Origin of the sequence: Halovenus anhuiensis, assembly GCF_037080055.1 — an archaeon.
In the GTDB taxonomy this organism is placed as follows: domain Archaea; phylum Halobacteriota; class Halobacteria; order Halobacteriales; family Haloarculaceae; genus Halovenus.
Genome location: NZ_JBAOJI010000001.1, coordinates 852,921 through 872,133, shown reverse-complemented (window position 1 = coordinate 872,133; position 19,213 = coordinate 852,921). Strand labels below are relative to the sequence as shown.

Sequence of the window (19,213 nt, the reverse complement as noted above, 5' to 3'; positions counted from 1 at the left end):
CTACTCCGATCGCCGCGATTCGATCATCGCGACCCGACCCTGAATCTCCTCAGTGATGACCTCGTCTCTGGCTGAGCCGTCGATCTCGATCTCTCGGACCCGTTCGCTGGTCGCCGCCGATGCGTCCTCGAAAATCAACGTCCGAATCCCGTGGGTTGCAACCGGCCCGTTCAACTCGAAAATCGTCAGTCCGTCCATCACGATGTCGTCGTGATCCCCCCGACTGTTGATCGTTATCTGTGGGCCAGTGGGGACGAGATCGAGGAGCAGTTCCATCTCCTCGTCGATTCCCTCGAACGACTGTCGACCGTTGGTCGTATTCTCGACGAGCGTCGCACTCTGGGGATGTTCGATGATCGTGTCCGAACTGATCGCGAAGGACTCATCGAAGATGACGAACTCGCCCGGTTCACTCGTCCGCTCGAAGCCGCTGCTCTCGAAGCTGTCGATCAGTGCCGCGGCGTCGAACGTCCCGAACAGTGTCCGGTACGGGAGATTGTCGGTGATCGGCCCCAACAGCAGTTCCCGCTCGATGCTCTCCGGGGAAATTCCGATCTGCTCGGCGAAGGTTTCTCGCTGATTTCGCTGTTGTTCCATCTCACCGTCGGGAATCTCGCCGTAGTCGACGAACTGGAACAACTGCCGTTGCTCGCCGTCAGTCCGGGATTCGAGGGTGAACTCCGGGCCGAGCCACTCCCGGAACCCGGCCGATCCGTCTCCAGCGAGTTCGAACGCGTCGGCGGGGTCGTCCGGTAGCCCGCTGTCTCCATCGTCTGAATTGTCGTCCGAATTATCGGCGCTGTTACAACCGGCGATCGCCAGTCCGATGCCGACACCACTGTACTGTATCAGCTTCCGTCGGGACCAGTCTGGACGTTTCTCGCTCATGTTAGCTCCTCGGAGGGTCAGGCGGCATAAGCTTCGTTGTTCGGAGCGCGTAGCTATTTATCCCCGGCCATCGTGGCCCAATCCGTATGGAGTACAACGTTGCCGACACAGAGGACGTACCGGTCACAGATCTCTCACAGATCGAGGAGGTACCGCCGGATCTCGACATCCGGGCGCTCGACGAAGCCCTCGGTATCGAGAACGCTTCGCTGAAACTCTGGTATTTCGAGGAAGATGAAGAGATCCAGTTCCACGCCCATTCCGAGCAAGAAGAGATCTACTACATACTGGAGGGAGAATTCTCGCTGAAACTCGGCCGCTCCGGTGATGCGGAGTTCGTCGAGGCATCCGCCGGGACGGCGTGGGCCGCCTCGCCGATGATCGGCCACGGCCACCGCTGCACCAGCGAGGACGGCGGGACTGTGCTGGCTATCGGTGCGCCGAGCGTCGAAGACCCCGGACTCGATCCGCACAGCCTCAGCGACGAAGAAATCGACGACGCGCTCGAAGACTGATTAGGCGTACGTCGTTTCGAGATACTCGTTGATCCGGTCGGATTCGGCCATCGTGACGCCGTGCTCTTCGTCGATCAGGACCGGGACGACCCGCTGGCCGGAGACTTCTTTCACTTCGTTTCGCCGGGAGTGCAGTCCCTCGACCCAGACGCTCTCGAACTCCAGATCCAGGTCGTCTAGCTTGTCGACGACCAGTTCACAGAACGGACAGCCTTCCAACCGGTACAGCGTGAGTGTCATATCTCTTCCTGCGCACCGAACCCACTAAAATACCCGGCAGTCTGCGGACGATGCTCGTTTTACGTCCCGTGCTGCCAGCTGTTCATGTACTCTTCTTGCTCGTCGGTGAGGTCGTCGATAGCAACGCCCTCGGCGGCGAGTTTGATCTCCGCGACTTCGCGGTCGAGGTCGTCCGGCACCTCGTGGACGCCGGCCTCGTACGCGTCACCGTTCTCGACGACCTCACGGGCACAGACTGCCTGAATACCGAAGCTCTGGTCCATCACCTCGACCGGGTGACCCATCGAGACGGGCGCGGCGAGGTTGACCAGTCGACCTTCTGCGAGGACGTGAATCCGGCGGCCGTCGTCCATCTCGTAGGCTTGCATTCCGTCGCGGGCCTCGTAGGTGTCGACGGCTTTCGACTCCAGCGCGTTCAGATCGATTTCGACGTCGAAGTGGCCGGCGTTGGTGAGTACGACGCCGTCGTCCATCTTGTCGAAGTGCTCGTCGACGATGATATCGCGGTTGCCCGTCGTCGTGATGAACACGTCGCCTTCGGCGGCGGCCTCTTCCATCGGCATCACGTCGAAGCCCTCCATGTGGGCTTCGAGTGCGCGCCGTGGCTCGATTTCGGTGACGATGACGTTCGCATTCTGGCCGGAGGCCTTCCGCGCAACGCCCTTGCCGCAGTAGCCGAAGCCGGCGACGACGACATCTTTGCCGGCCCAGGAGAGATTCGTCGTCATCGCAATCGAGGCCAACGAGGATTCGCCCGTGCCGTGGATGTTGTCGAACAGCCGTTTCATCGGCGTGTCGTTGACCGCGAACATCGGGTAGTCCAGGGCGCCGTCTTCGTCCATCGCACGCAGGCGGTGGACGCCAGTGGTCGTCTCCTCACAGCCGCCGAGGATGGTGTCGATCAGTTCCGGGTAGTCCTCGTGGATCGCGAAGACCAGATCGCCGCCATCGTCGACGGTGATCGTCGGCTCGTGGCCGATGACCGCTTCCATGGCTTCGTAGTACTCGTCGTCGTCGACGCCGCGTTTCGCGTAGGAGGTGACGCCGTCGATTGCATCGAGTGCGACACTTACGTCGTCGTGCGTCGAGAGGGGGTTGCAGCCGGTGATCGCGACTTCCGCGCCGCCGGCGGCCAGCGTCTCAGCGAGGACGGCCGTCTTTGCCTCGACGTGCATCGCCATCCCAATGCGCTCGCCCGCGAAAGGCTGGTTGGCCTCGAAGTCTTCGCGCAGCGATTCGAGAATCGGCATGTGCTGGCGAGCCCACTCCATCTTCCGCTGTCCCTCCTCCCGGAGTTCGTCGGCCGGGAGTTGTTCGCTTATAGGTGCTGTCATGGTCAGAACGTGGGCTAGAGATGGGATAACTGTACCGAAGGCTGCCGATGGGAACGAACCGGTCCGCGGATCTTCCGACTGTTGTGGCCCACTGCGTTCCAGCGTCCACAGTGGCTCTGCCGTCGAAACTGTGCAGTTCTGCTCGTCGGGGACGGTTCGCCTCACGAAGCTCTGTTGCGGGGGGAGAAACGTGGATTGCCGATTTATTTCGATTCGCAGTCTTTGTTGACGTATGAGCATCGAGACACGGTCGAACGGTGGCAGCGTACACGGGGTGAGACGCGTCGCATCCCTCCGCCAAACGACGGTGCAGGCAACTCACACATTCACGGAGTGACGACCATGGCTAACCACGATGAGACTGTGACGGTACCGACACACCGGACAGAACCGCCGACACACGACGGACTCCCTGTGATCGGCAATACACACCAGCTCGTCCGTGAGCAGGGCGGTCTCTACGAGAACGCCGCCGAACACGGTGACGTGGTTCGTCTCCAGATTCTCGGGATCGGCGACTTCTACCAGGTCAACCATCCTGCCCTCGCCGAGCGAATTCTGGTCGAGGACCGCGAGCGGTTTCGCAAAGCGAGTCTGAGTCAGGAGGATCTCGGCGACCTGCTCGGGCAAGGGCTGGTCCTCAGCGAGGGGGATCTCTGGAAACGACAGCGCGAGCGCATCCAACCGGCGTTTTACATGGATCGGATCGCCGACTACGCCGACACGATGACCGCCGAAGTCCAGTCCGCGGCGGCGGAGTGGCGCGGGCGCCCGACGCTGAACGTCGAAAACGAGATGAAGGGGCTCACCCTGCGCATTCTCGTCAAGTCGATGTTCGGGTCGGAACTCGACTACGAGGACCGAGGGGTCCGCGAGACTGTCCGCGCACTGCAAGAGCCAGGGCAACCGGCCAAACAACCCGTCGCACGTATGGTGCCGAAGTGGGTCCCGATTCCGATGTGGCGACGGTACAAGCAGGGCATCGACGAGATGGAGGAACTGATCGAGGAACTCGTGAGCCAGCGCAGAAGCGACGGTGTCGGAGGACGTGACGACCTGCTCTCCATGTTGTTGACGGGGACCGACGAGGACGGTGATACGATGTCGGATACCTTGCTGCGCGACGAGATGATGACGTTTCTGTTCGCGGGTCACGAAACGACCGCGACGGCGCTGACGTTTACCTGGCTCTTGCTCGGCCAGCATCCCGACAGCCAGCAGCGGATTGCCGAGGAGGCTGCGGAGGTTCTCGACGGCGAGTACGCCACCTTCGACGACCTTCCGGAATTGGAGTGCACCGAGCAGGTGATTCGCGAGGCGATGCGCCTGTACCCACCGGTCCCTTCGATTCCGCGGGAGACGACTGAACGACTCGAACTCGGGGGGTATACGCTTCCGGCGGGCGCGACGGTCGCACCGATGCAGTGGACGATTCACCGCGACGAGCGTTTCTGGGACGACCCGCTGGCGTTCCGTCCCGAGCGATTCGCCGGCGACGACGAGCGACCGAAGTTCGCGTACTTCCCGTTCGGCGGCGGCCCCCGGCGGTGTATCGGTCAGCAGTTCGCGCTCGTCGAGGCGAAACTCATCCTCGCGACGCTTGCCCGGCAGTATCACCTCACGCTGCTCTCCGATCCGAATATCGACCTCTCAGTGAGTATCACGACCCGTCCGCTTGACTCGATCAGAATGCGTGCCGAGCCACGGGAGTAGGTATTGCGACAATCGTTCACAACAAATTGTTGGAAATCATCGGCAAAAACGGCTGGCGCGACTGCTTCAGGTGAAGAGCATCCGCCGAGCGAAGTGAGTGCGGTTCACTCTTGGATCAGGTCTGTCTGTGTCGGCATCGTTCTCAGTGCTACTCCGTACTCAATAAAAACGTTGTATTTCACAAATAACACTGTTTAGTTGTCAATCTAGTCACACCGGTCTCTAAGGAGGAAGGTAACAGAAATATTCTGAAAGACATTATTTCATCGTCGAACGAGCTGAAAACGCCGCTTAGTAGCTGTGCGAACTGATCGCCGGGAGTGCTGACAACCTCCCTACGATTTCTGAACGCCGTGGAAAATTGAACGCGCGTATCTCGCGCCTCACCTCTGTGATTTCAACAGTCTCAATGCTGAATGGTATGGTACACCATGCAGCAGTCATTCACAGTCCAAGTCCGTTGATTACTACATGGTTTCCTTAGTAGCCCTCGCCGTCAATGCGATCGTCGGCCTCGTCATCCTGTTCATCGCGAACGTCCTCGGCCTCGGTGTACAGATATCGCTCGTCACGCTCTTGGTGTGTGCAATTCTCGGAGTTCCCGGGGCGATCTTGGTGATACTGCTCGCAGTCCTCAATATCGCCTTCGTGGCCACGGTGGTTCCCGCAGTCCTTGCGGTCTTCGTGTGAGACCGCCGCGAATGCGGCTACTCACGCGCTGAGGGACATCGTACTTCGATGCCCTCTGTCAGGTGCTCGCGTCCCATCTTGGGAGCAGTCATTCGATGCGGGTAGATGTCACGTCGCCACAGGTGACTCCCGAGTACTCCAGACTATCCCTTTGCTGTATTCAACTTCTAAGTCTTGCATGCCACTTGTAGCAGATTCAGGATATTGTTCCAGACAGCTCCAGTACAGAGACCACACTGAGCAGGCGGTTCACTACCAGCAGTCCTGAAATCAACCCACCTTGCGAACTGTTCTATAACACCCTGCTACATCATCTACCGTGTGAAGCGCGGTATCGAACTCGACAAAAGTAATCACACCCATTTAATGTGTGCTCCAACAGCGCCGGATGAGTTCACCCGCCAATCTGGACGAGCGTCGCGCCGGCGACGATGGCTGCGACCGCAACGAGGAGGCGCCTGGAGCGCGGGAGTTGGCGCTCCGCGCCGTAGGTGATGGCCATGATGAGCAGCGGCATCGTGTTGATGAGCGGGACGACGGTCACGATGTCGCCCAACTGGAGCGCGTAGAAGTTGCCCAGCCACCCGACAAAGTTGAACGCCCCGGCGACGGCGAACGTGCCCAAGACGGGCCAGCTGAGCCGGAGTTTACCCGTATGAACGCCGACCGCGCCTGCCCACCCTGCGAAGATGACGAGCGCAGGGGTCTGCGTGATGGCCGTCGCCACCACAGGGTCGGGGAAGTCAGCGAGGCCATAGTCGATGAGGACGAACGCGCTGCCCGTCAGCAGCGTCGCGCCTGCGGGGTAGAGGAGATCCAGCGGCCTGGCGCCGGCGAGTTTCGCAGTGACAACGTCCTCGATATCGCTCTCGTCCGTATCCTGAGTGAACTGCAGAAGGACGACCCCCCCGACCACAAGGCCGACGCCCGCCGCTGCGACGAGGCCGAGGGCGTCGCCCAGCACGGCGACTGCGAGCAGTACTGAGACCACCGGGTACGCGCCCATGATTGCCGCCGTGACGCTCGCGCCAACGCGGTCAATGCCCTCGTAGTAGAGGAAGCGAAAGAGCGCGGGGTAGGCCGTCCCGGCGACGACGAAGGGCCAAATCTGTGCGGGGTCGGTCGCCGCCGCAGGAATTCCGCGGAGCGCCGCCAGCGCCCAGAAGCCTGCGACGACGACGAGCGTGCTGTAGAAGGCGGCTGCGAGGACGGGGGAGCCATCGCCCCGCGTCCAGGCCATCCCGTATTCGACGATAACCGTGTAGCAGGCGAACCCGCCCGCTGCGACGAGCGCCAGCATCCACGGGTCCAGACCGAAGGCGACCATGGTGCGTAGGATTCATGGGTGGTACTTGGCTCTTGTGTCGAGTTGAACGACGCTGCCGGGCTCGCTGTCGTTGGAGCGGTTAGTTACCTGAAATCGAAAGTCCTTCTTCCAAGTGTCTTTCTCGGAGCGTCTGCTGGGTTTGTCATTATACCACTACCGTGGCTTGTGGGAATATTTCGCTTGAGCTTTCAACTGTCGGGAGTGGCAATTATCGTAGTGTGATTTCTATTCCAGTTCTCCTCTATATTGGTGGCCCCAACAGGCTGTTGTAAGCCCTGTACTGATCGATTCAGGACCTCAAAAGATAGGTGTGCAAACTTTTCTATGACTCCTTAGGAGAGATCAAGCAGGCTTGGTGCTTCAGGTGGGGTGCTCGCGGTGATCGAGGCGAGAACGGAGACCGGACAATTGAGGTTGTGGTTGGAGCGCTGTGGAACGAAACCAGGCTTTACTCCCACGACCACGGCGCCATATCGTCCGGGTCGTAGGTGACCGACGTATCCGGCACGCCGGTGAGTTCGTATTTCAGCGTGTTACCTTCGTCCTCGATCATGTCCTCGTACACTTCTGCTGTCTTTACCTCGGTCTTGCATACGAATTCGGTGATCATCGTCGGCCCGCGGAGTTCCTTGTGAACGTCGTAGCCGGAGTGACCGAGTGGATCGCGTCAGTGTTGATCTTGGCAAAGCGTTTGAGCAGCGGCGTGTGGTAATTCGCCACTTCATAACCGCTTCAAATCCACGCGTTCGCTTCGCTCACGCTCGACTCGTCCAGTCTCGCTCCTTCGTAAAACTCAGCCGGACTCGTCGGGACCGAGCAAACGCTGTGCGTTTGCGAGGGTCGACGAGGAAATGACCGAACGAAGTGAGGGAGTGGACTCGTCGGGATTTGAACCCGAGGCCTTCCCCGTGCCAGGGGGATGATCTACCACTGATCTACGAGCCCTCCATCCCTGAATTTCCGGCGGCTTTGCTTAAACCCATCGGAACGGTCTGCGGTAGTGTTCCTGTTAACACGATTCGGGTTCATCTCGGGTCGAACCAATCAGAAAGCCCCGGCTGGCTACGCGAACCTCGACGACGCAAGCACGCGAAGCGCGCGCAGCGAGTCGCGGGAGCGTAGCCTGCCGCCCCTTTCAGTCCCACCCGCGATGGCCTGTGTCACAAGCTACAGGGTGGGACTGAAAGGGGCCGACCGCTTGATCCGTCCCGGACGAAGCAAGGACCCACTGGACCGCAGCGAGTCCCGGGCGGTCAAGCGGTCGGGGGATTTCTGGTTCTTCAAACGCGTATCACTCGACGAAACACCACCCGCTCTGCCAGGGACGGAACGCACGTTTTATAACGCCGACTGGATTAGAAGGTCCTACGAATGCCAAACTCGAATGGACCACAGCAGGGCACGCGGCACAAACTTCAGAACGATCCGCGGGATCAGGGCACATCCCCGCCACAGCAGGCCGTCGAAGAGTTCGAGGCAGGTGACTCCGTCCACCTCTCGCTGGACCCCAGCGTGCAGGAAGGTCGCTTCCACCCTCGCTTCAACGGCGAAGTCGGGACCGTCATCGGCGAGCAGGGCCAGGCCTACAAGGTCGAAATCACCGACGGCGACGTCGAGAAAATCGTCATCACGAAGCCCGCCCACCTGACGACCCAGGAGTAAGCGTCTCTATTCGACGGTCACGCTTTTTGCGAGATTTCGCGGCTTGTCGATGGGCCGGCCGAGATTGTTCGCCACGTGGTAGGCCACCAACTGTAGCTGGACGTTCGTCAACAGCGCCGCTGCCCGCGGATGGGTCTCCGGAATTTCGAGGACGTGGTCCGCGTACAACTCCGCGTCGCTCTGGCCGTCAGTCACCGCAACGACGGGGGCGTCCCGCGCTTCGACTTCCTTGATGTTGCCAACAGTCTTGCGAGCAATTTCCCCGTCGCCGACCACGAGCGCGAAGACGGGCGTATTTTCGGTTACGAGCGCGAGCGGGCCGTGTTTGAGTTCGCCGGCCGCGAAGCCCTCGGCGTGTTCGTAGCTGATCTCCTTGAGCTTCAGCGCACCTTCGAGGGCGACGGGATACTGGTAGCGGCGGCCGATGAAGAAGAACGATTCGGCGTCGGCGTACTCGCCGGCAATCTCCGCCGCGGTCGAGTTGTCGAGCACGCTCTGGATATCCCCTGGCAGATCACGTAGTGCCGGGATCACGTCACTGCGGGTCTGACTCCCCTCCGCGGTTGCGAGTGCGAACAGATTGAGCGCAGCGAGTTGGCCGGCGAAGGTTTTCGTCGCCGCGACGCCGATCTCCGGACCGGAGCGGATGTACAGCGCGTGATCGCACTCCCGCGTGGCTGTTGAGCCGACAGTGTTCGTCACTGCGAGGGTCTCCGCGCCGCGACTCTTCGCCTCCCGCAGCGCCGAGAGCGTGTCTGCGGTCTCGCCGCTCTGGGTGATTCCCACCACGAGGTCGCCGCCGATCGGTGGCGGTGAGGTGGCGTACTCGCTGGCGAGATGTGCCTGTGCGGGAATCCCGGCCTGATCGAAGAGCCGAGCGCCGTACAGCGCAGCGTGATAGGAGGTTCCGCAGGCGACGAACTGGATCCCCGTCGGCGAGAGATCGCCGACGCCCTCGATATCGACCGCGCTTCCGAGTTCGTCGACTCGGCCGCGGAGACACTGCCGGAGCGCGCGGGGTTGTTCGTTGATCTCCTTGAGCATGTAGTGGTCGTAACCACTCTTGCCGGTCTCCTCGGCGTCCCACTCGATGGTCTCGACAGCTTTCTCGACTTCCGCCCCGTCGGCGTCGGTGACTGTCAATCCGCCGTCGAGTCGGGCGAACTCGCCGTCTTCCAGATAGATCACGCGAGCGGTGTACTCGCGGAACGCGGGCACGTCGCTCGCGATGAAGTACGGGCCGTCGGTGACACTGGCGCCTTCGCTGCCGTCCTGATCGAGGCCGACGCCGATCACGAGCGGGGAGTCGTTTCGGGCTGCAAACAGCGCGTCGGTGCCGTCGATGACCGCGGCGATGGCGTAACTCCCTTCGAGCTGGTCGATTGCCGTCCGGACGGCTTCTTCTGGCTCTGCGCCACGTCCCAGCGCGTCTTCGATCAGATGCGGGACGACCTCGGTGTCGGTGTCGCTGGTGAAGGTGTGTCCCGCTTCGGTCAGGTCGTCGCGAAGCGTCTGGTAGTTCTCGATGATGCCGTTGTGGACGACAGCAACGTCACCCGTACAGTCCTGATGCGGGTGCGCATTTTCGTCCGTCGGCGGGCCGTGGGTGCTCCAACGGGTGTGGCCGATGCCGATAGTGCCGGACAGCGGCTCGTGGTCGAGGGTGTTTCGGAGCTGTTCGATCTTGCCGCTGGTCTTGCGGACGCCCAGTCCTTTCCCGCCGAGCGCGACACCGGCGGAATCGTAGCCGCGGTACTCCAGGTTCTCGAGACCGTGCACGAGCGTTTCCAGCGTGTCACCGTCGCGGCCGACACAGCCGATGATCCCACACATCAGCGGAGCACCTCCGCGTCGATGGGAACGTGGCCGTGGACGTACGCGCCTGGCCCAATCTTCGCTTCAGTTCCAACGAGCGTGCCTGGCTCGAAGGAGACGCCGCCGCCGACCTCGACTCGGTCGGCGAGGACGGCCCCGAGCGCCTGCTCTTCGTGAATCTGGTTGCCGACCCGAACGTCACTCGGGCCGCCGGGGATGACCGTCCCAGCACCGATGTCCGTGTCCTGTCCGACGACGGTGTCGATGACAGTCGAGCCGTGGCCGATTCGACTGTCCTCGTCGACGACCGCGCGCTCGACCGTCGCGTTCGGTTCGACGGTGACGTTTCGCGAGAGAGCGACGTTCGGGCCGACGACAGCCCCCGCCGCGATTTCACAGTCCGGCCCGACGACAACCGGCGGTTGCAGCGTCGCATCGTCGTGAATCCCGACTTGGTCGTCGATCCAGACGCCGTGATCCAATTCCGGTTCGCTCGTCCGACCGCGGTCAAGCACTTCGCGAGCGACCGAGAGCAGATCCCATGGATAGGTCGCGTCGACCCACATTCCTTCGATGGGGACGCCGGTCACTGCGCGCCGGTCGACGAGTCTCCCGATCGTATCTGTCAACGCGAGTTCGCCCGACTGTCTCGGTGTGGCGTCGATTTCGTCGAAAATCGACTGCTCGAAGGCGTAGATCCCAGCGTTGATCATGCCGTGTCCTTCGGAGTCCGGCTTTTCGATCAGTTCAGTCACCTCCTCACCGTCCAGCGAGACGACACCGTAGCGACTGACGTGGTCGCGTTCGATCACCGCCATCGCGGCCGGTCGTTCGGAGCCAGCGAAGGCTGTTCCGACGGCTTCGACGGCTGCCGATTCGATGAGTCGGTCGCCGTTGACGACCAGAAGGGGCTCCGAAACCGTCTCGGCTGCCTGCAACAGCGCGTGACCGCTGCCGAGTTGCTTACCCTGGATGACGTACTCGACGGGCACGTCGCGGTAACTCGGGCCGACGTAGCTCTGGACGCGCTCGCGGCGATGGCCGACGACCAGCACGATCTGCTTGATTCCTGCTTCGACGAGCGCGTCGAGAACGTGTTCGAGAATCGGACGGTTCGCTGCTGGGAGCATCGGTTTCGGCCGGTTCTGCGTCAACGGCCGCAACCGCGTTCCTTCCCCAGCCGCGAGGACCACTGCTGTCCGGGTGTGCATATGATATGATGAGATGGCTTCCGGTTTGTACCTTTGGGCCCCGACAATATCGTAACCCAAGGTGAATATGCTCGTATTATTCGAAATTCAGCAGGGTTTAATCGATACAGGTGCCCGTTCGCTCGCTCAGAGTGGTTCTTCGCCTTCGATGATCCGGAGGGCTCGGTCCGCGAGTTCGGGCACCTGCTGTTCCATGCGTGGATACATCGGGTCGTCGGAGTTGCCTTCGAGATACCGGCGGAAGAACATCTCTCCGAGGCCGGCGAGTTTGTACACTGCCAGCGCCCGGTAGAACCGCTCGTGTTCGAACTCGTAGCCGGTCTGCTCTTCCCAGCGTTCGACCAGTTCCTCGCGGGTGGAGTAGTCCGGGTGGGTCATGAAGGTGCTGACGAACTCTTCACGGTTGGTCGTCTGGTCTTTGTCCTCGCGCCAGTAGGAGAGCATCCAGCCCAGATCAGCCCGCGGATCGCCCAGCGTCGCCATCTCCCAGTCGAAGACAGCGATCAGTTCGACCGGCGCTTCGCCGTCGAACATCACGTTGTCGAGCTTGAAATCTCCGTGAACGAGCGTGTGCGGGTGCTCGTCGGGGCAGTTCTCCTGCAGCCAGTCGCCGACCTCCTTGAGAACGGGCACCTCCCGTTCCTCGGCGGTCACCTCGAAGGCCCAGGATAGCTGTTTGCCCCAGCGGTCGACCTGTCGCTGCGTGTACCCCTCGGGACGGCCGAACTCGCCGAGACCGACCGACTCGTAATCGAGTTCGTGAATCGAGGCGAGCGTATCGACGAGTTCGGTGCCGACTCGTCGGCGGGCATTCTCGTTCGCGAAGCTCTCCGGCTCGGAATCCCGCAGGACTTCGCCGCGGAGCCGGTCCATGACGTAGAAATCACTGCCGATGATGCTGTGATCGTCCGTCGCAGCGACCGTCGGCGGCACGGGCACGTCGGTGTCCTGCAGCGCGTCGATGACCTTGTACTCCCGCAGCACGTCGTGGGCGGTATCGGCAGTCTCGCCCGGCGGCGGCCGCCGGATGACGAGTTCTCTGTCCCCCCAATCGACGAACAGCGTCTCGTTCGAGTGTCCCTCTTCGTGGCGATAGACGTCGTACTCCTCTACGGAGCCGAGTTCCGCCCTGAGGAACTCGCCCAGCGCGTCGACGTCGACCAATCGGTCGAAGTAATCTGTCTCCTCTGTTGTCATCGTCTACCCCTATCGAGGCCCCGGTACGAAAAACTGCGGGTAAACTCCGCGCGAAAGTTTACAACGTTACGAGGTGTTTTCAATTACGCTAACAGAATCGGCCACAGCGAGGGAACCGTTCCGATCACGTTCGGGAATTCGGCTGATAATCATCAGTGTATAGAAATGATCGAATGCGTCGTCGTCGGCAAACTCGGGGAAGGTCTCGCGGCGCTTCTCGATGAACTGCTGGCGAAATCGCTCGATCGGTTCGCCGGTGTCCGGGTCGCGTTGTGGAACGACACACCGCGCACACGGTGTCATGCCCTCGAAAGTGATGCCGTCGGCCTCGAACGCCGGGACATCTTCGCCGACGAAGCGGTCTTCCCAGAAGGGTTCGACCCCTGAGACTTCGACGTTCGCGCGGAGGCGGCGGCGCGCACCCTCGACAGTCAGGTCCTCGAACCACGAGGCGACCGTTTCGAGCGTCGCGGTGCTGATGACCGACGGTCCCATTTTCCGTCGGTCGACGTAGCCGAGTTCGGTGTTGCGGCGGAGTCTGAGATCCATCCCGAAATACTCGCTGAACCAGTCCTCGGCGCGCCGCTGATCGGTGTCCTCCGCGAGCGTAAAGGACAACGTTTCGCCGTCCGGGACTGTCACCGACAGCGTCCTCCCCTCGGGATCGAACGTCGTCGAGAGATCGTGAAACTTGTCGCTGTCTTTGGCGTTGATGATCCCACCGTCCTCGAACAGGGCGAACTCCCGGTCGTAGGCGAGGGTGCCGCCGTCGGTGATCTCTGCTTCGTCGAGGCGAATTCCGTCGAGTCCCTTGACTGGATAGGCACAAATCTCTTCGATTGCAGCCATTACTGCTATATCCGACTACAGTTGTAAAAAAATCCGTCGGAGAGACGTCGCGCTCTATCCGAACCGCCCCAGCCCTCGGACCGTCCAGAGCGACCAATCGCCGTCGACCAGCACGAGGTTACAGGTCAGTGGTCTGTTCTGCGTTCCGTCTTTGTAGTACTCTTTTGCGCTCTTCTGTTCCTCGTTGAGAGTTCCTACTTCGACTGCGAGAAATGCAATCGCCGAGCGGACCTCGTCGACCATCTTCACCGCGTCAGTATCAAGTTGGATCCGCAGATCCTCGATCGACTCTTCGGTGACCTCTGTCGCGTGATAGAACTCCTGAATCCCGTCGATTTCGGGGTCGATATTCTTCCACGTCTCGAGTACCTCCCGTGATTCGAGATATCCCTCGTAATCGGCAATCTCCTGACTCTCCTCGATTCGGGAGATGGTCGGTGAATCGTCGTGGTACAGGTCTTCCGCCCGGGACCAGTTTTCGGTGGTCATCGCGTCGAAGTAGGATCTGATGACGGCATCGCCTGCGCCACCGTCTTGCAGATACATCCACCCTGCGCCGCCGACGCCGAGCAGTGCGACCGACGCACCCGCACCACCGAGCAGTGCCCGGCGACTGAGTCGCCCGCCAATCGGCCCGTCAGGTTGCTCGGTAGCCTCCGCGGCGTCCCCGTCTGGTGTGCCCTCGGCTTCGGGCTGTTCGGGTTCCAGAGGCTCTCCCGGGCCGGGAAGGCCGTCTGTCTGGGCCGGCGAGGCGGCTCCGTGACCTGTCGGTTCGGACTGATACTCCGGGAGGGCGTCGAGCGATTGGCCACAGTTCGGGCATTTCGGCCCGTCTGTGATCGAAGAACCGCAGTGGGGACACTGATCCATCGTGTCCGGTACTATTCAGTTCCAAAAGTAAAACATATCGAAGGGATCGGACCCCTCGAAAGACGGTCCAAAAACCTCAGAACGGTGCTTGCTGGCCTTGTTCGGGGACGTCGTCGGAGTCAGCGTCGGTCTTGCCGATCAGTACCTTGAACTCGCCAGGCTCTTCCTTTTTGTATTCCCAGTGGAACTCCGGTCCGGCCTCGGCCTCGAACTGGTGATACAGCGGCTTGGGGTCGTGGTCGTTGACCAGCACGAACCCGGTTTCGCTGTCGAGGTCGTCGTAGGCCTCGAAAATCTGTTCGTGGCGCTGTGCCGGTGGTAACTCGCGCACGTCCAACTCCCGCGTGACTTCGAGGTCGACGCTCTCTTCCTCGCTCTCGCCGCCTTTCGTGATCTGGACGCGGCACTTGTTTGCTTCTTTCTCGACGACATCCCAACTGAAGGAGTCGCCGTACTGCTCGTCGAACTCCCCTTTCAGCGGCCGGGGTTCGTGGGGAGCGACAATCTCCATGACTTCGCCTTCGGGAATCATCCCGTAGCGGTGATGGATGGTGGAGTGCCGTTCCGGCTTGGGAATCTCGCGCACGTCGAATTTCGTGTGTACGTCGCTGTCTGTCTCCTTGCCGGCGGCGGTTTTCGTGACTTCGACGCGCCAGCCCTCGTCGCCGCCGCGGCTAGCGTACTCCCAGTCGATGACCTCGCCGTACAGCGAGCGAAGTTCGTGATACAGCGGCTTGGGGTCGTGATCGTTGACCAGCACGAACCCGTCGCCGGGATCCAGCGCGTCGAAGGTGCCTGTCAGTACTGAATGGCGGCGCTGTGGCGGAATCGAGCGTACGTCGAAGTCGGGAAGTCGGTCCTCGTCCATCTCGCTGCCCACCTCGACGGTGACGCGCCAGTCGTTCTCGCCGGCGCGATCGACGGTCCAGTCGAGCGCTCGTCGGTGCTCGATCTCATAGCGTTTGAGGCTGATCGTTGGATCGGCCGCGGCGAGAATCGTCAGCTCACTCGACTCATCGAGGCTGTCGACCAGTCGTTCGTAGTACGCGCCAACTTCGTCTTCGCGGAGGTCCAGTTGCGGGCTCATATCTCGATGCAGTCGGTCCGATGGGGAAACCCTGCTCCCGATCATATTCGGGGTTCAGCATAGACGAATGATTTTAGGAGTGGGGGCCGAACCGGGGGATATGGAACTCGAAGACCATGCCGAGGAACTCGCCTCCGACCTCGGTGTTGACAAAGAGGAGGTCCAGGACGATCTCGACAACTTGCTGTCTTACAGCGTGCCGGTCGAGGAAGCGAAACAGAGTCTTCGTCGTAAGTACGGTGACGGCTCGGATGGTGGCGGCAGCGATGCTGTCGCGACGAAAACCGTCGACGAGATCGAGACGAGCGACAGCAACGTCTCCGTGACGGTGCGCGTGCTCTCGGTCGGCAAGCGCTCGATCCAGTACAACGGCGAAGAGAGCGTCATCTTCGAGGGCGAAGTCGCCGACGAGACTGGGAAGATCTCTTACACCTCGTGGGAGGATTTCGACCTCGAAGCCGGCGAGACGCTAACGGTTGGCAACGCCGGAGTTCGGGAGTGGGACGACAGGCCCGAACTGAACCTCGGCGAGTCGACGACTGTCGACCGCGAGGACTCGACGCTGGAGGTCCCCTACGATGTCGGCGGCGACGCGACACTTGCCGAACTGACACCGGGCGACCGCGGGATCAACGTCGAGGTCCAGATCCTCGACTGCGAGACAAAGACCATCGACGGCCGCGACGGCGAGACGGAGATTCTGAGCGGCGAACTCGCCGACGAGACCGGCAAACTTCCCTTCACCGACTGGGAGCCACGAGCCGAAATCGAGGCGGGTGCGAGCGTCCGCATCGAGGACTCCTTTATCCGGGAGTTCCGTGGCGTTCCGTCCGTGAATATCTCGGAGTTCTCGACGGTCACGACGCTGGGCCGAGATGTCGAAATCTCTGAGCGCGCGCCGCGACACTCGATCCACGAGGCGATCAACCACGGCGGCCTGTATGATGTCGAACTCGTCGGCAACATCGTCGCGATCCGGGATGGCTCTGGTCTGATCGAGCGCTGTCCGGAGTGTGGGCGCGTCACGCAGAACGGCGAGTGCCGGAGTCACGGCGCGGTCGACGGCGAGGATGACCTGCGAACGAAGGCCATCCTCGACGACGGCACCGGGACCGTCACCGTCGTCCTCGACGAGGAACTGACGGCAGAGATCTACGGCGGCGGACTCGAAGAAGCCAAAGACCACGCTCGCGACGCGATGGACCGGGAGGTCGTCGCGGAGGAAATCGCGAGCGAGGTTGTCGGCCGCGAGTATCGCGTTCGTGGCTCCCTGACGGTCGATGACTTCGGGGCGAATCTCGAAGCCGCGGAGTTCGTCGAACACGCCGACGATCCGGCCGAGCGCGCGAGCCGTCTGCTCTCGGAGGTCCAGTCATGAGCGAGTCCGAGGGCAGCGGCGCGGGCCAGCGCGAGGTCGCGTACCGCATCTTCGCCGCGGAGTTCGAGGCCGCCGATTACGACTACTCCGAGAGCGACGAGGAGCGAGCGCCGAACTACGTCATCACGCCAACCGGTGCACGGGCGAACCGGCTGTTTATCGTCGGCGTCCTGACCGAGATCGAGCAGGTCAGCGAGGACGTACTTCGCGCCCGCGTTGTCGATCCGACGGGCGCGTTCGTCCTCTACGCCGGCCAGTACCAGCCCGACGAACAGGCCTTTCTCGAACAGATTCAGCCGCCGACGTTCGTCGCTGTCACCGGCAAAGCTCGAACCTTCCAGCCGGACGACTCCGACCAGGTCTTCACGTCTGTTCGGCCGGAGTCGATCAGCGAAGTCGACGACGAGACCCGCGACCGCTGGACGGTCCAGACCGCCGAGCAGACCATCGACCGGATTCGGTGGATGACGACCGCACTGGCGACCGAGAGTGAGGACGTACGTGCCGACCTCCGCCGTCGCGGCGCGGACGGCGGGCTGGCTCACGGGGTCGAACTGGCACTCGATCACTACGGGACGACGCCGACGTATCTCGATGCGCTCCGTGACCTGTCACTCGACGCCGCTCGCGTCGTCGCCGGCGAGGCCGACGAAGTCGAGGAGTTCGGAACCGCCCCGGACGCCGCCGGTGACGTGACCGTCGCCGACCTGGCCGCGAGCTTCACGCTCCCCGAGGCAGACGAACAACCCGAGACGACGGCGTCCGCTGACGACGAGCAACCCGAGACGACGACATCCACTGACGACGAGCAGCCGACCGCAGAGACGGACGAGTCAGCGACTGCGACAGCGTCCGTCGATGACGGGGAGACAACGTCGAGCGAGGAGGTGTCGACCGAATCTGACGCCAGCCCGTCCGGTGACGGGACGGACGCAGAGCCAGCGACAGAATCAGCCGAATCCACGACTGCTAGCGCCGAGGAACCTGCGACCGAGGAACCGACAGAGTCAGACACGGCAGAGCCGGCGACGGAGATGACCGAGGAGCCACCGGCGAGTGAGGACAGTGCTGCTGAGCCCGAGGCTGACAGTTCCGCGGCCGAATCCGATGAACTCGGTGATTTCGAGCCCGAGGAGTTCGAACTCGAAGAGGAGACCCGCGAGGAAATCGAGGAGGAGTACGGGACCGAGTTCCAGTCCGGCACGGAAGTCGACGAGCCCGGCAGCGCGGATATCGACACACCAGATCCGGCGGATGTCGACGGCCCCGAGGACGAACCGGCCGACGCCGAGCCAGTCGAAGACGCGCCGGACGAACGGCCAGTGGGCGACGAATCCGAACCGATCGAGGAGTCTGCCGACGCTGAGCCCGAACCGGACGAGCCGGAGCCTGTTGACGACGAACCGGAAGAGCCAGGGGAGGTGGAATCCCCTGTGGACGAAGCGGACGAGGAAGAGACTGGAGGCGGCGACACCGAGACAGTCGACGATCCACAGCAGGCCGTCGTCGACCTCATGGGCGAACTCGACGACGGTGACGGTGCGGCTCGGGAGGAACTCGTCGCGGAGATGGGCGAGCGCTACGGGCTCGACAGCGAGACAGTCGAAGACGCGATCCAGTCGGCGCTGATGGAAGGCCAGTGTTACGAGCCCGACGACGAGCACCTCAAACCGATCTGAATGTCCGTCGAACCGATCCCCGACGAGCGGGCCGCCGTCGCCCGAACTGACGGAGAGACGATGCTGGTAATCGCGGATTACCACGCCGGTATCGAGAGCGTGCTCCGCGTAGAGGGGGTCGAACTCGATTCACAAGCCGGGACACGCCGCGAACGCCTCCTCGGTCTGCTCGCTGAGACCGACGCCGACCGTCTCGTTATTCTCGGCGACCTGATCCACGCCGTTGGCGACCCCTGGGAGAGCGAACGCGAGGAACTGGCCGCGCTGTTCGACGCCGTCGCGGTTCCGATCACGCTCGTCAAGGGCAACCACGACGGCCAGATCGACGCGTTCGCCGAGGAGTACGACCACGTCACGGTCACCGACCCGCAGGGAGTCCGGATCGGTTCGGTGGGATTCGTCCACGGCCACACCTGGCCGGATCGCGAGGTACTCGAAGCCGATATCGTCTGTCAGGGCCACGAACACCCCGTCGTCAGGCTGGAAGACAGTGTCGGCGGCAGTCGGATGGAACACGTCTGGCTGCGAGGCCGACTCGCCCCAGAGGCCTTCGCCGACGCCGTCCCCGAGGCCGAAATCGACGGCGAACTGGTCGTGTTTCCTGTCTTCAACGACCGCTCCGGCGGGACGTGGATCAACGTCGAGGGCCAGGAGTTTCTCTCGCCGTTTCTGCCCGACGGTCTCGCCGACGGGGAAGCGTATCTCCTGAACGGTACCCGTCTCGGGCCGTTCCGGGCGGTCTGAACCCGGTAGCAGCC

The 19,213-nt window shown here is 62.1% G+C and carries 18 protein-coding genes and 1 tRNA gene; 7 read left to right on the top strand and 12 right to left on the bottom strand.

From position 1 onward, the window contains the following. Positions 1-888 (bottom strand): hypothetical protein, encoded by an 888-nt coding sequence (locus V8P86_RS04490; protein ID WP_336326040.1) that lies wholly within the window; start codon positions 886-888, stop codon positions 1-3. An 86-nt stretch (positions 889-974) separates the two neighbouring features. Between V8P86_RS04490 and V8P86_RS04485 the strand changes: the two genes are divergently transcribed. Continuing rightward, positions 975-1,403, top strand: a complete 429-nt coding sequence (locus V8P86_RS04485; protein WP_336326039.1) for a cupin domain-containing protein — start codon at positions 975-977, stop codon at positions 1,401-1,403. Here V8P86_RS04485 and V8P86_RS04480 read toward each other — a convergent pair whose 3' ends face one another. Both V8P86_RS04480 and V8P86_RS04475 read right to left on the bottom strand, forming a co-directional pair. Next, a complete protein-coding gene (locus V8P86_RS04480) occupies positions 1,404-1,643 on the bottom strand; it encodes a glutaredoxin family protein (RefSeq protein ID WP_336326038.1) in 240 nt (79 codons plus the stop codon). It abuts the gene before it with no gap. Positions 1,644-1,702: 59 nt separating this feature from the next. Beyond that, the gene (locus tag V8P86_RS04475; protein ID WP_336326037.1) at positions 1,703-2,977 is read right to left on the bottom strand and encodes an adenosylhomocysteinase; all 1,275 of its coding nucleotides are present in this window, start codon (positions 2,975-2,977) and stop codon (positions 1,703-1,705) included. 342 nt (positions 2,978-3,319) lie between these two features. Here V8P86_RS04475 and V8P86_RS04470 point away from each other — a divergent pair, with 342 nt between their 5' ends. Then, on the top strand, positions 3,320-4,690 hold the full coding sequence (locus V8P86_RS04470; RefSeq protein ID WP_336326036.1) for a cytochrome P450: 1,371 nt from the start codon (positions 3,320-3,322) through the stop codon (positions 4,688-4,690). A gap of 471 nt (positions 4,691-5,161) precedes the next feature. Continuing rightward, complete coding sequence (locus tag V8P86_RS04465) at positions 5,162-5,380, top strand: pro-sigmaK processing inhibitor BofA family protein (RefSeq protein WP_336326035.1); 219 nt, start codon at positions 5,162-5,164, stop codon at positions 5,378-5,380. A gap of 394 nt (positions 5,381-5,774) precedes the next feature. Here V8P86_RS04465 and V8P86_RS04460 read toward each other — a convergent pair whose 3' ends face one another. The 3 genes from V8P86_RS04460 to V8P86_RS04450 form a co-directional block, all read right to left on the bottom strand. Then, positions 5,775-6,680, bottom strand: coding sequence for an EamA family transporter (locus V8P86_RS04460; protein WP_336326297.1), 906 nt, complete (start codon positions 6,678-6,680; stop codon positions 5,775-5,777). Between the two features lie 475 nt (positions 6,681-7,155). Further along, positions 7,156-7,317: a hypothetical protein gene (locus tag V8P86_RS04455; protein WP_336326034.1), complete on the bottom strand. Its 162-nt coding sequence runs from the start codon at positions 7,315-7,317 to the stop codon at positions 7,156-7,158. Between the two features lie 263 nt (positions 7,318-7,580). Next, positions 7,581-7,652: transfer RNA gene (locus tag V8P86_RS04450), tRNA-Ala, on the bottom strand. A 426-nt stretch (positions 7,653-8,078) separates the two neighbouring features. On the opposite strand from V8P86_RS04450, the gene V8P86_RS04445 reads away from it, so the two are divergent. After that, a complete protein-coding gene (locus V8P86_RS04445; RefSeq protein WP_336326033.1) occupies positions 8,079-8,369 on the top strand; it encodes a 50S ribosomal protein L21e in 291 nt (96 codons plus the stop codon). 6 nt (positions 8,370-8,375) lie between these two features. Here V8P86_RS04445 and glmS read toward each other — a convergent pair whose 3' ends face one another. From glmS to V8P86_RS04415, 6 genes are all read right to left on the bottom strand, one after another. Continuing rightward, a complete protein-coding gene (gene glmS, locus V8P86_RS04440; RefSeq protein ID WP_336326032.1) occupies positions 8,376-10,202 on the bottom strand; it encodes a glutamine--fructose-6-phosphate transaminase (isomerizing) in 1,827 nt (608 codons plus the stop codon). Continuing rightward, positions 10,202-11,395 (bottom strand): bifunctional sugar-1-phosphate nucleotidylyltransferase/acetyltransferase, encoded by a 1,194-nt coding sequence (gene glmU, locus V8P86_RS04435; RefSeq protein ID WP_336326031.1) that lies wholly within the window; start codon positions 11,393-11,395, stop codon positions 10,202-10,204. Before glmU ends, glmS begins: the two co-directional genes overlap by 1 nt. Positions 11,396-11,521: 126 nt before the next feature. Continuing rightward, the gene (locus V8P86_RS04430; protein WP_336326030.1) at positions 11,522-12,592 is read right to left on the bottom strand and encodes a phosphotransferase family protein; all 1,071 of its coding nucleotides are present in this window, start codon (positions 12,590-12,592) and stop codon (positions 11,522-11,524) included. Between the two features lie 66 nt (positions 12,593-12,658). Beyond that, entirely contained in the window at positions 12,659-13,441 is a 783-nt protein-coding gene (locus tag V8P86_RS04425; protein WP_336326029.1) for an MOSC domain-containing protein, read from the bottom strand. Between the two features lie 54 nt (positions 13,442-13,495). Further along, on the bottom strand, positions 13,496-14,311 hold the full coding sequence (locus tag V8P86_RS04420) for a hypothetical protein (protein ID WP_336326028.1): 816 nt from the start codon (positions 14,309-14,311) through the stop codon (positions 13,496-13,498). Positions 14,312-14,387: 76 nt separating this feature from the next. Further along, positions 14,388-15,398 (bottom strand): DUF2249 domain-containing protein, encoded by a 1,011-nt coding sequence (locus tag V8P86_RS04415; protein ID WP_336326027.1) that lies wholly within the window; start codon positions 15,396-15,398, stop codon positions 14,388-14,390. Between the two features lie 100 nt (positions 15,399-15,498). Between V8P86_RS04415 and V8P86_RS04410 the strand changes: the two genes are divergently transcribed. The 3 genes from V8P86_RS04410 to V8P86_RS04400 are packed head-to-tail and all read left to right on the top strand — an operon-like array spanning position 15,499 to position 19,199. Further along, positions 15,499-16,776: a Single-stranded DNA binding protein gene (locus V8P86_RS04410; protein ID WP_336326026.1), complete on the top strand. Its 1,278-nt coding sequence runs from the start codon at positions 15,499-15,501 to the stop codon at positions 16,774-16,776. Next, positions 16,773-18,455 (top strand): hypothetical protein, encoded by a 1,683-nt coding sequence (locus V8P86_RS04405; protein WP_336326025.1) that lies wholly within the window; start codon positions 16,773-16,775, stop codon positions 18,453-18,455. Before V8P86_RS04410 ends, V8P86_RS04405 begins: the two co-directional genes overlap by 4 nt. After that, positions 18,456-19,199, top strand: coding sequence for a metallophosphoesterase (locus V8P86_RS04400; RefSeq protein ID WP_336326024.1), 744 nt, complete (start codon positions 18,456-18,458; stop codon positions 19,197-19,199). Positions 19,200-19,213 lie beyond the last annotated feature (14 nt).

What these genes read in the sequence shown, in the direction of transcription:
- V8P86_RS04490 (WP_336326040.1), bottom strand. Translation starts at nt 888, where the DNA reads ATGAGCGAGAAACGTCCAGACTGGTCCCGACGGAAGCTGATACAGTAC.
- V8P86_RS04485 (WP_336326039.1), top strand. Translation starts at nt 975, where the DNA reads ATGGAGTACAACGTTGCCGACACAGAGGACGTACCGGTCACAGATCTC.
- V8P86_RS04480 (WP_336326038.1), bottom strand. Translation starts at nt 1,643, where the DNA reads ATGACACTCACGCTGTACCGGTTGGAAGGCTGTCCGTTCTGTGAACTG.
- V8P86_RS04475 (WP_336326037.1), bottom strand. Translation starts at nt 2,977, where the DNA reads ATGACAGCACCTATAAGCGAACAACTCCCGGCCGACGAACTCCGGGAG.
- V8P86_RS04470 (WP_336326036.1), top strand. Translation starts at nt 3,320, where the DNA reads ATGGCTAACCACGATGAGACTGTGACGGTACCGACACACCGGACAGAA.
- V8P86_RS04465 (WP_336326035.1), top strand. Translation starts at nt 5,162, where the DNA reads ATGGTTTCCTTAGTAGCCCTCGCCGTCAATGCGATCGTCGGCCTCGTC.
- V8P86_RS04460 (WP_336326297.1), bottom strand. Translation starts at nt 6,680, where the DNA reads ATGCTGGCGCTCGTCGCAGCGGGCGGGTTCGCCTGCTACACGGTTATC.
- V8P86_RS04455 (WP_336326034.1), bottom strand. Translation starts at nt 7,317, where the DNA reads ATGATCACCGAATTCGTATGCAAGACCGAGGTAAAGACAGCAGAAGTG.
- V8P86_RS04445 (WP_336326033.1), top strand. Translation starts at nt 8,079, where the DNA reads ATGCCAAACTCGAATGGACCACAGCAGGGCACGCGGCACAAACTTCAG.
- glmS (WP_336326032.1), bottom strand. Translation starts at nt 10,202, where the DNA reads ATGTGTGGGATCATCGGCTGTGTCGGCCGCGACGGTGACACGCTGGAA.
- glmU (WP_336326031.1), bottom strand. Translation starts at nt 11,395, where the DNA reads ATGCACACCCGGACAGCAGTGGTCCTCGCGGCTGGGGAAGGAACGCGG.
- V8P86_RS04430 (WP_336326030.1), bottom strand. Translation starts at nt 12,592, where the DNA reads ATGACAACAGAGGAGACAGATTACTTCGACCGATTGGTCGACGTCGAC.
- V8P86_RS04425 (WP_336326029.1), bottom strand. Translation starts at nt 13,441, where the DNA reads ATGGCTGCAATCGAAGAGATTTGTGCCTATCCAGTCAAGGGACTCGAC.
- V8P86_RS04420 (WP_336326028.1), bottom strand. Translation starts at nt 14,311, where the DNA reads ATGGATCAGTGTCCCCACTGCGGTTCTTCGATCACAGACGGGCCGAAA.
- V8P86_RS04415 (WP_336326027.1), bottom strand. Translation starts at nt 15,398, where the DNA reads ATGAGCCCGCAACTGGACCTCCGCGAAGACGAAGTTGGCGCGTACTAC.
- V8P86_RS04410 (WP_336326026.1), top strand. Translation starts at nt 15,499, where the DNA reads ATGGAACTCGAAGACCATGCCGAGGAACTCGCCTCCGACCTCGGTGTT.
- V8P86_RS04405 (WP_336326025.1), top strand. Translation starts at nt 16,773, where the DNA reads ATGAGCGAGTCCGAGGGCAGCGGCGCGGGCCAGCGCGAGGTCGCGTAC.
- V8P86_RS04400 (WP_336326024.1), top strand. Translation starts at nt 18,456, where the DNA reads ATGTCCGTCGAACCGATCCCCGACGAGCGGGCCGCCGTCGCCCGAACT.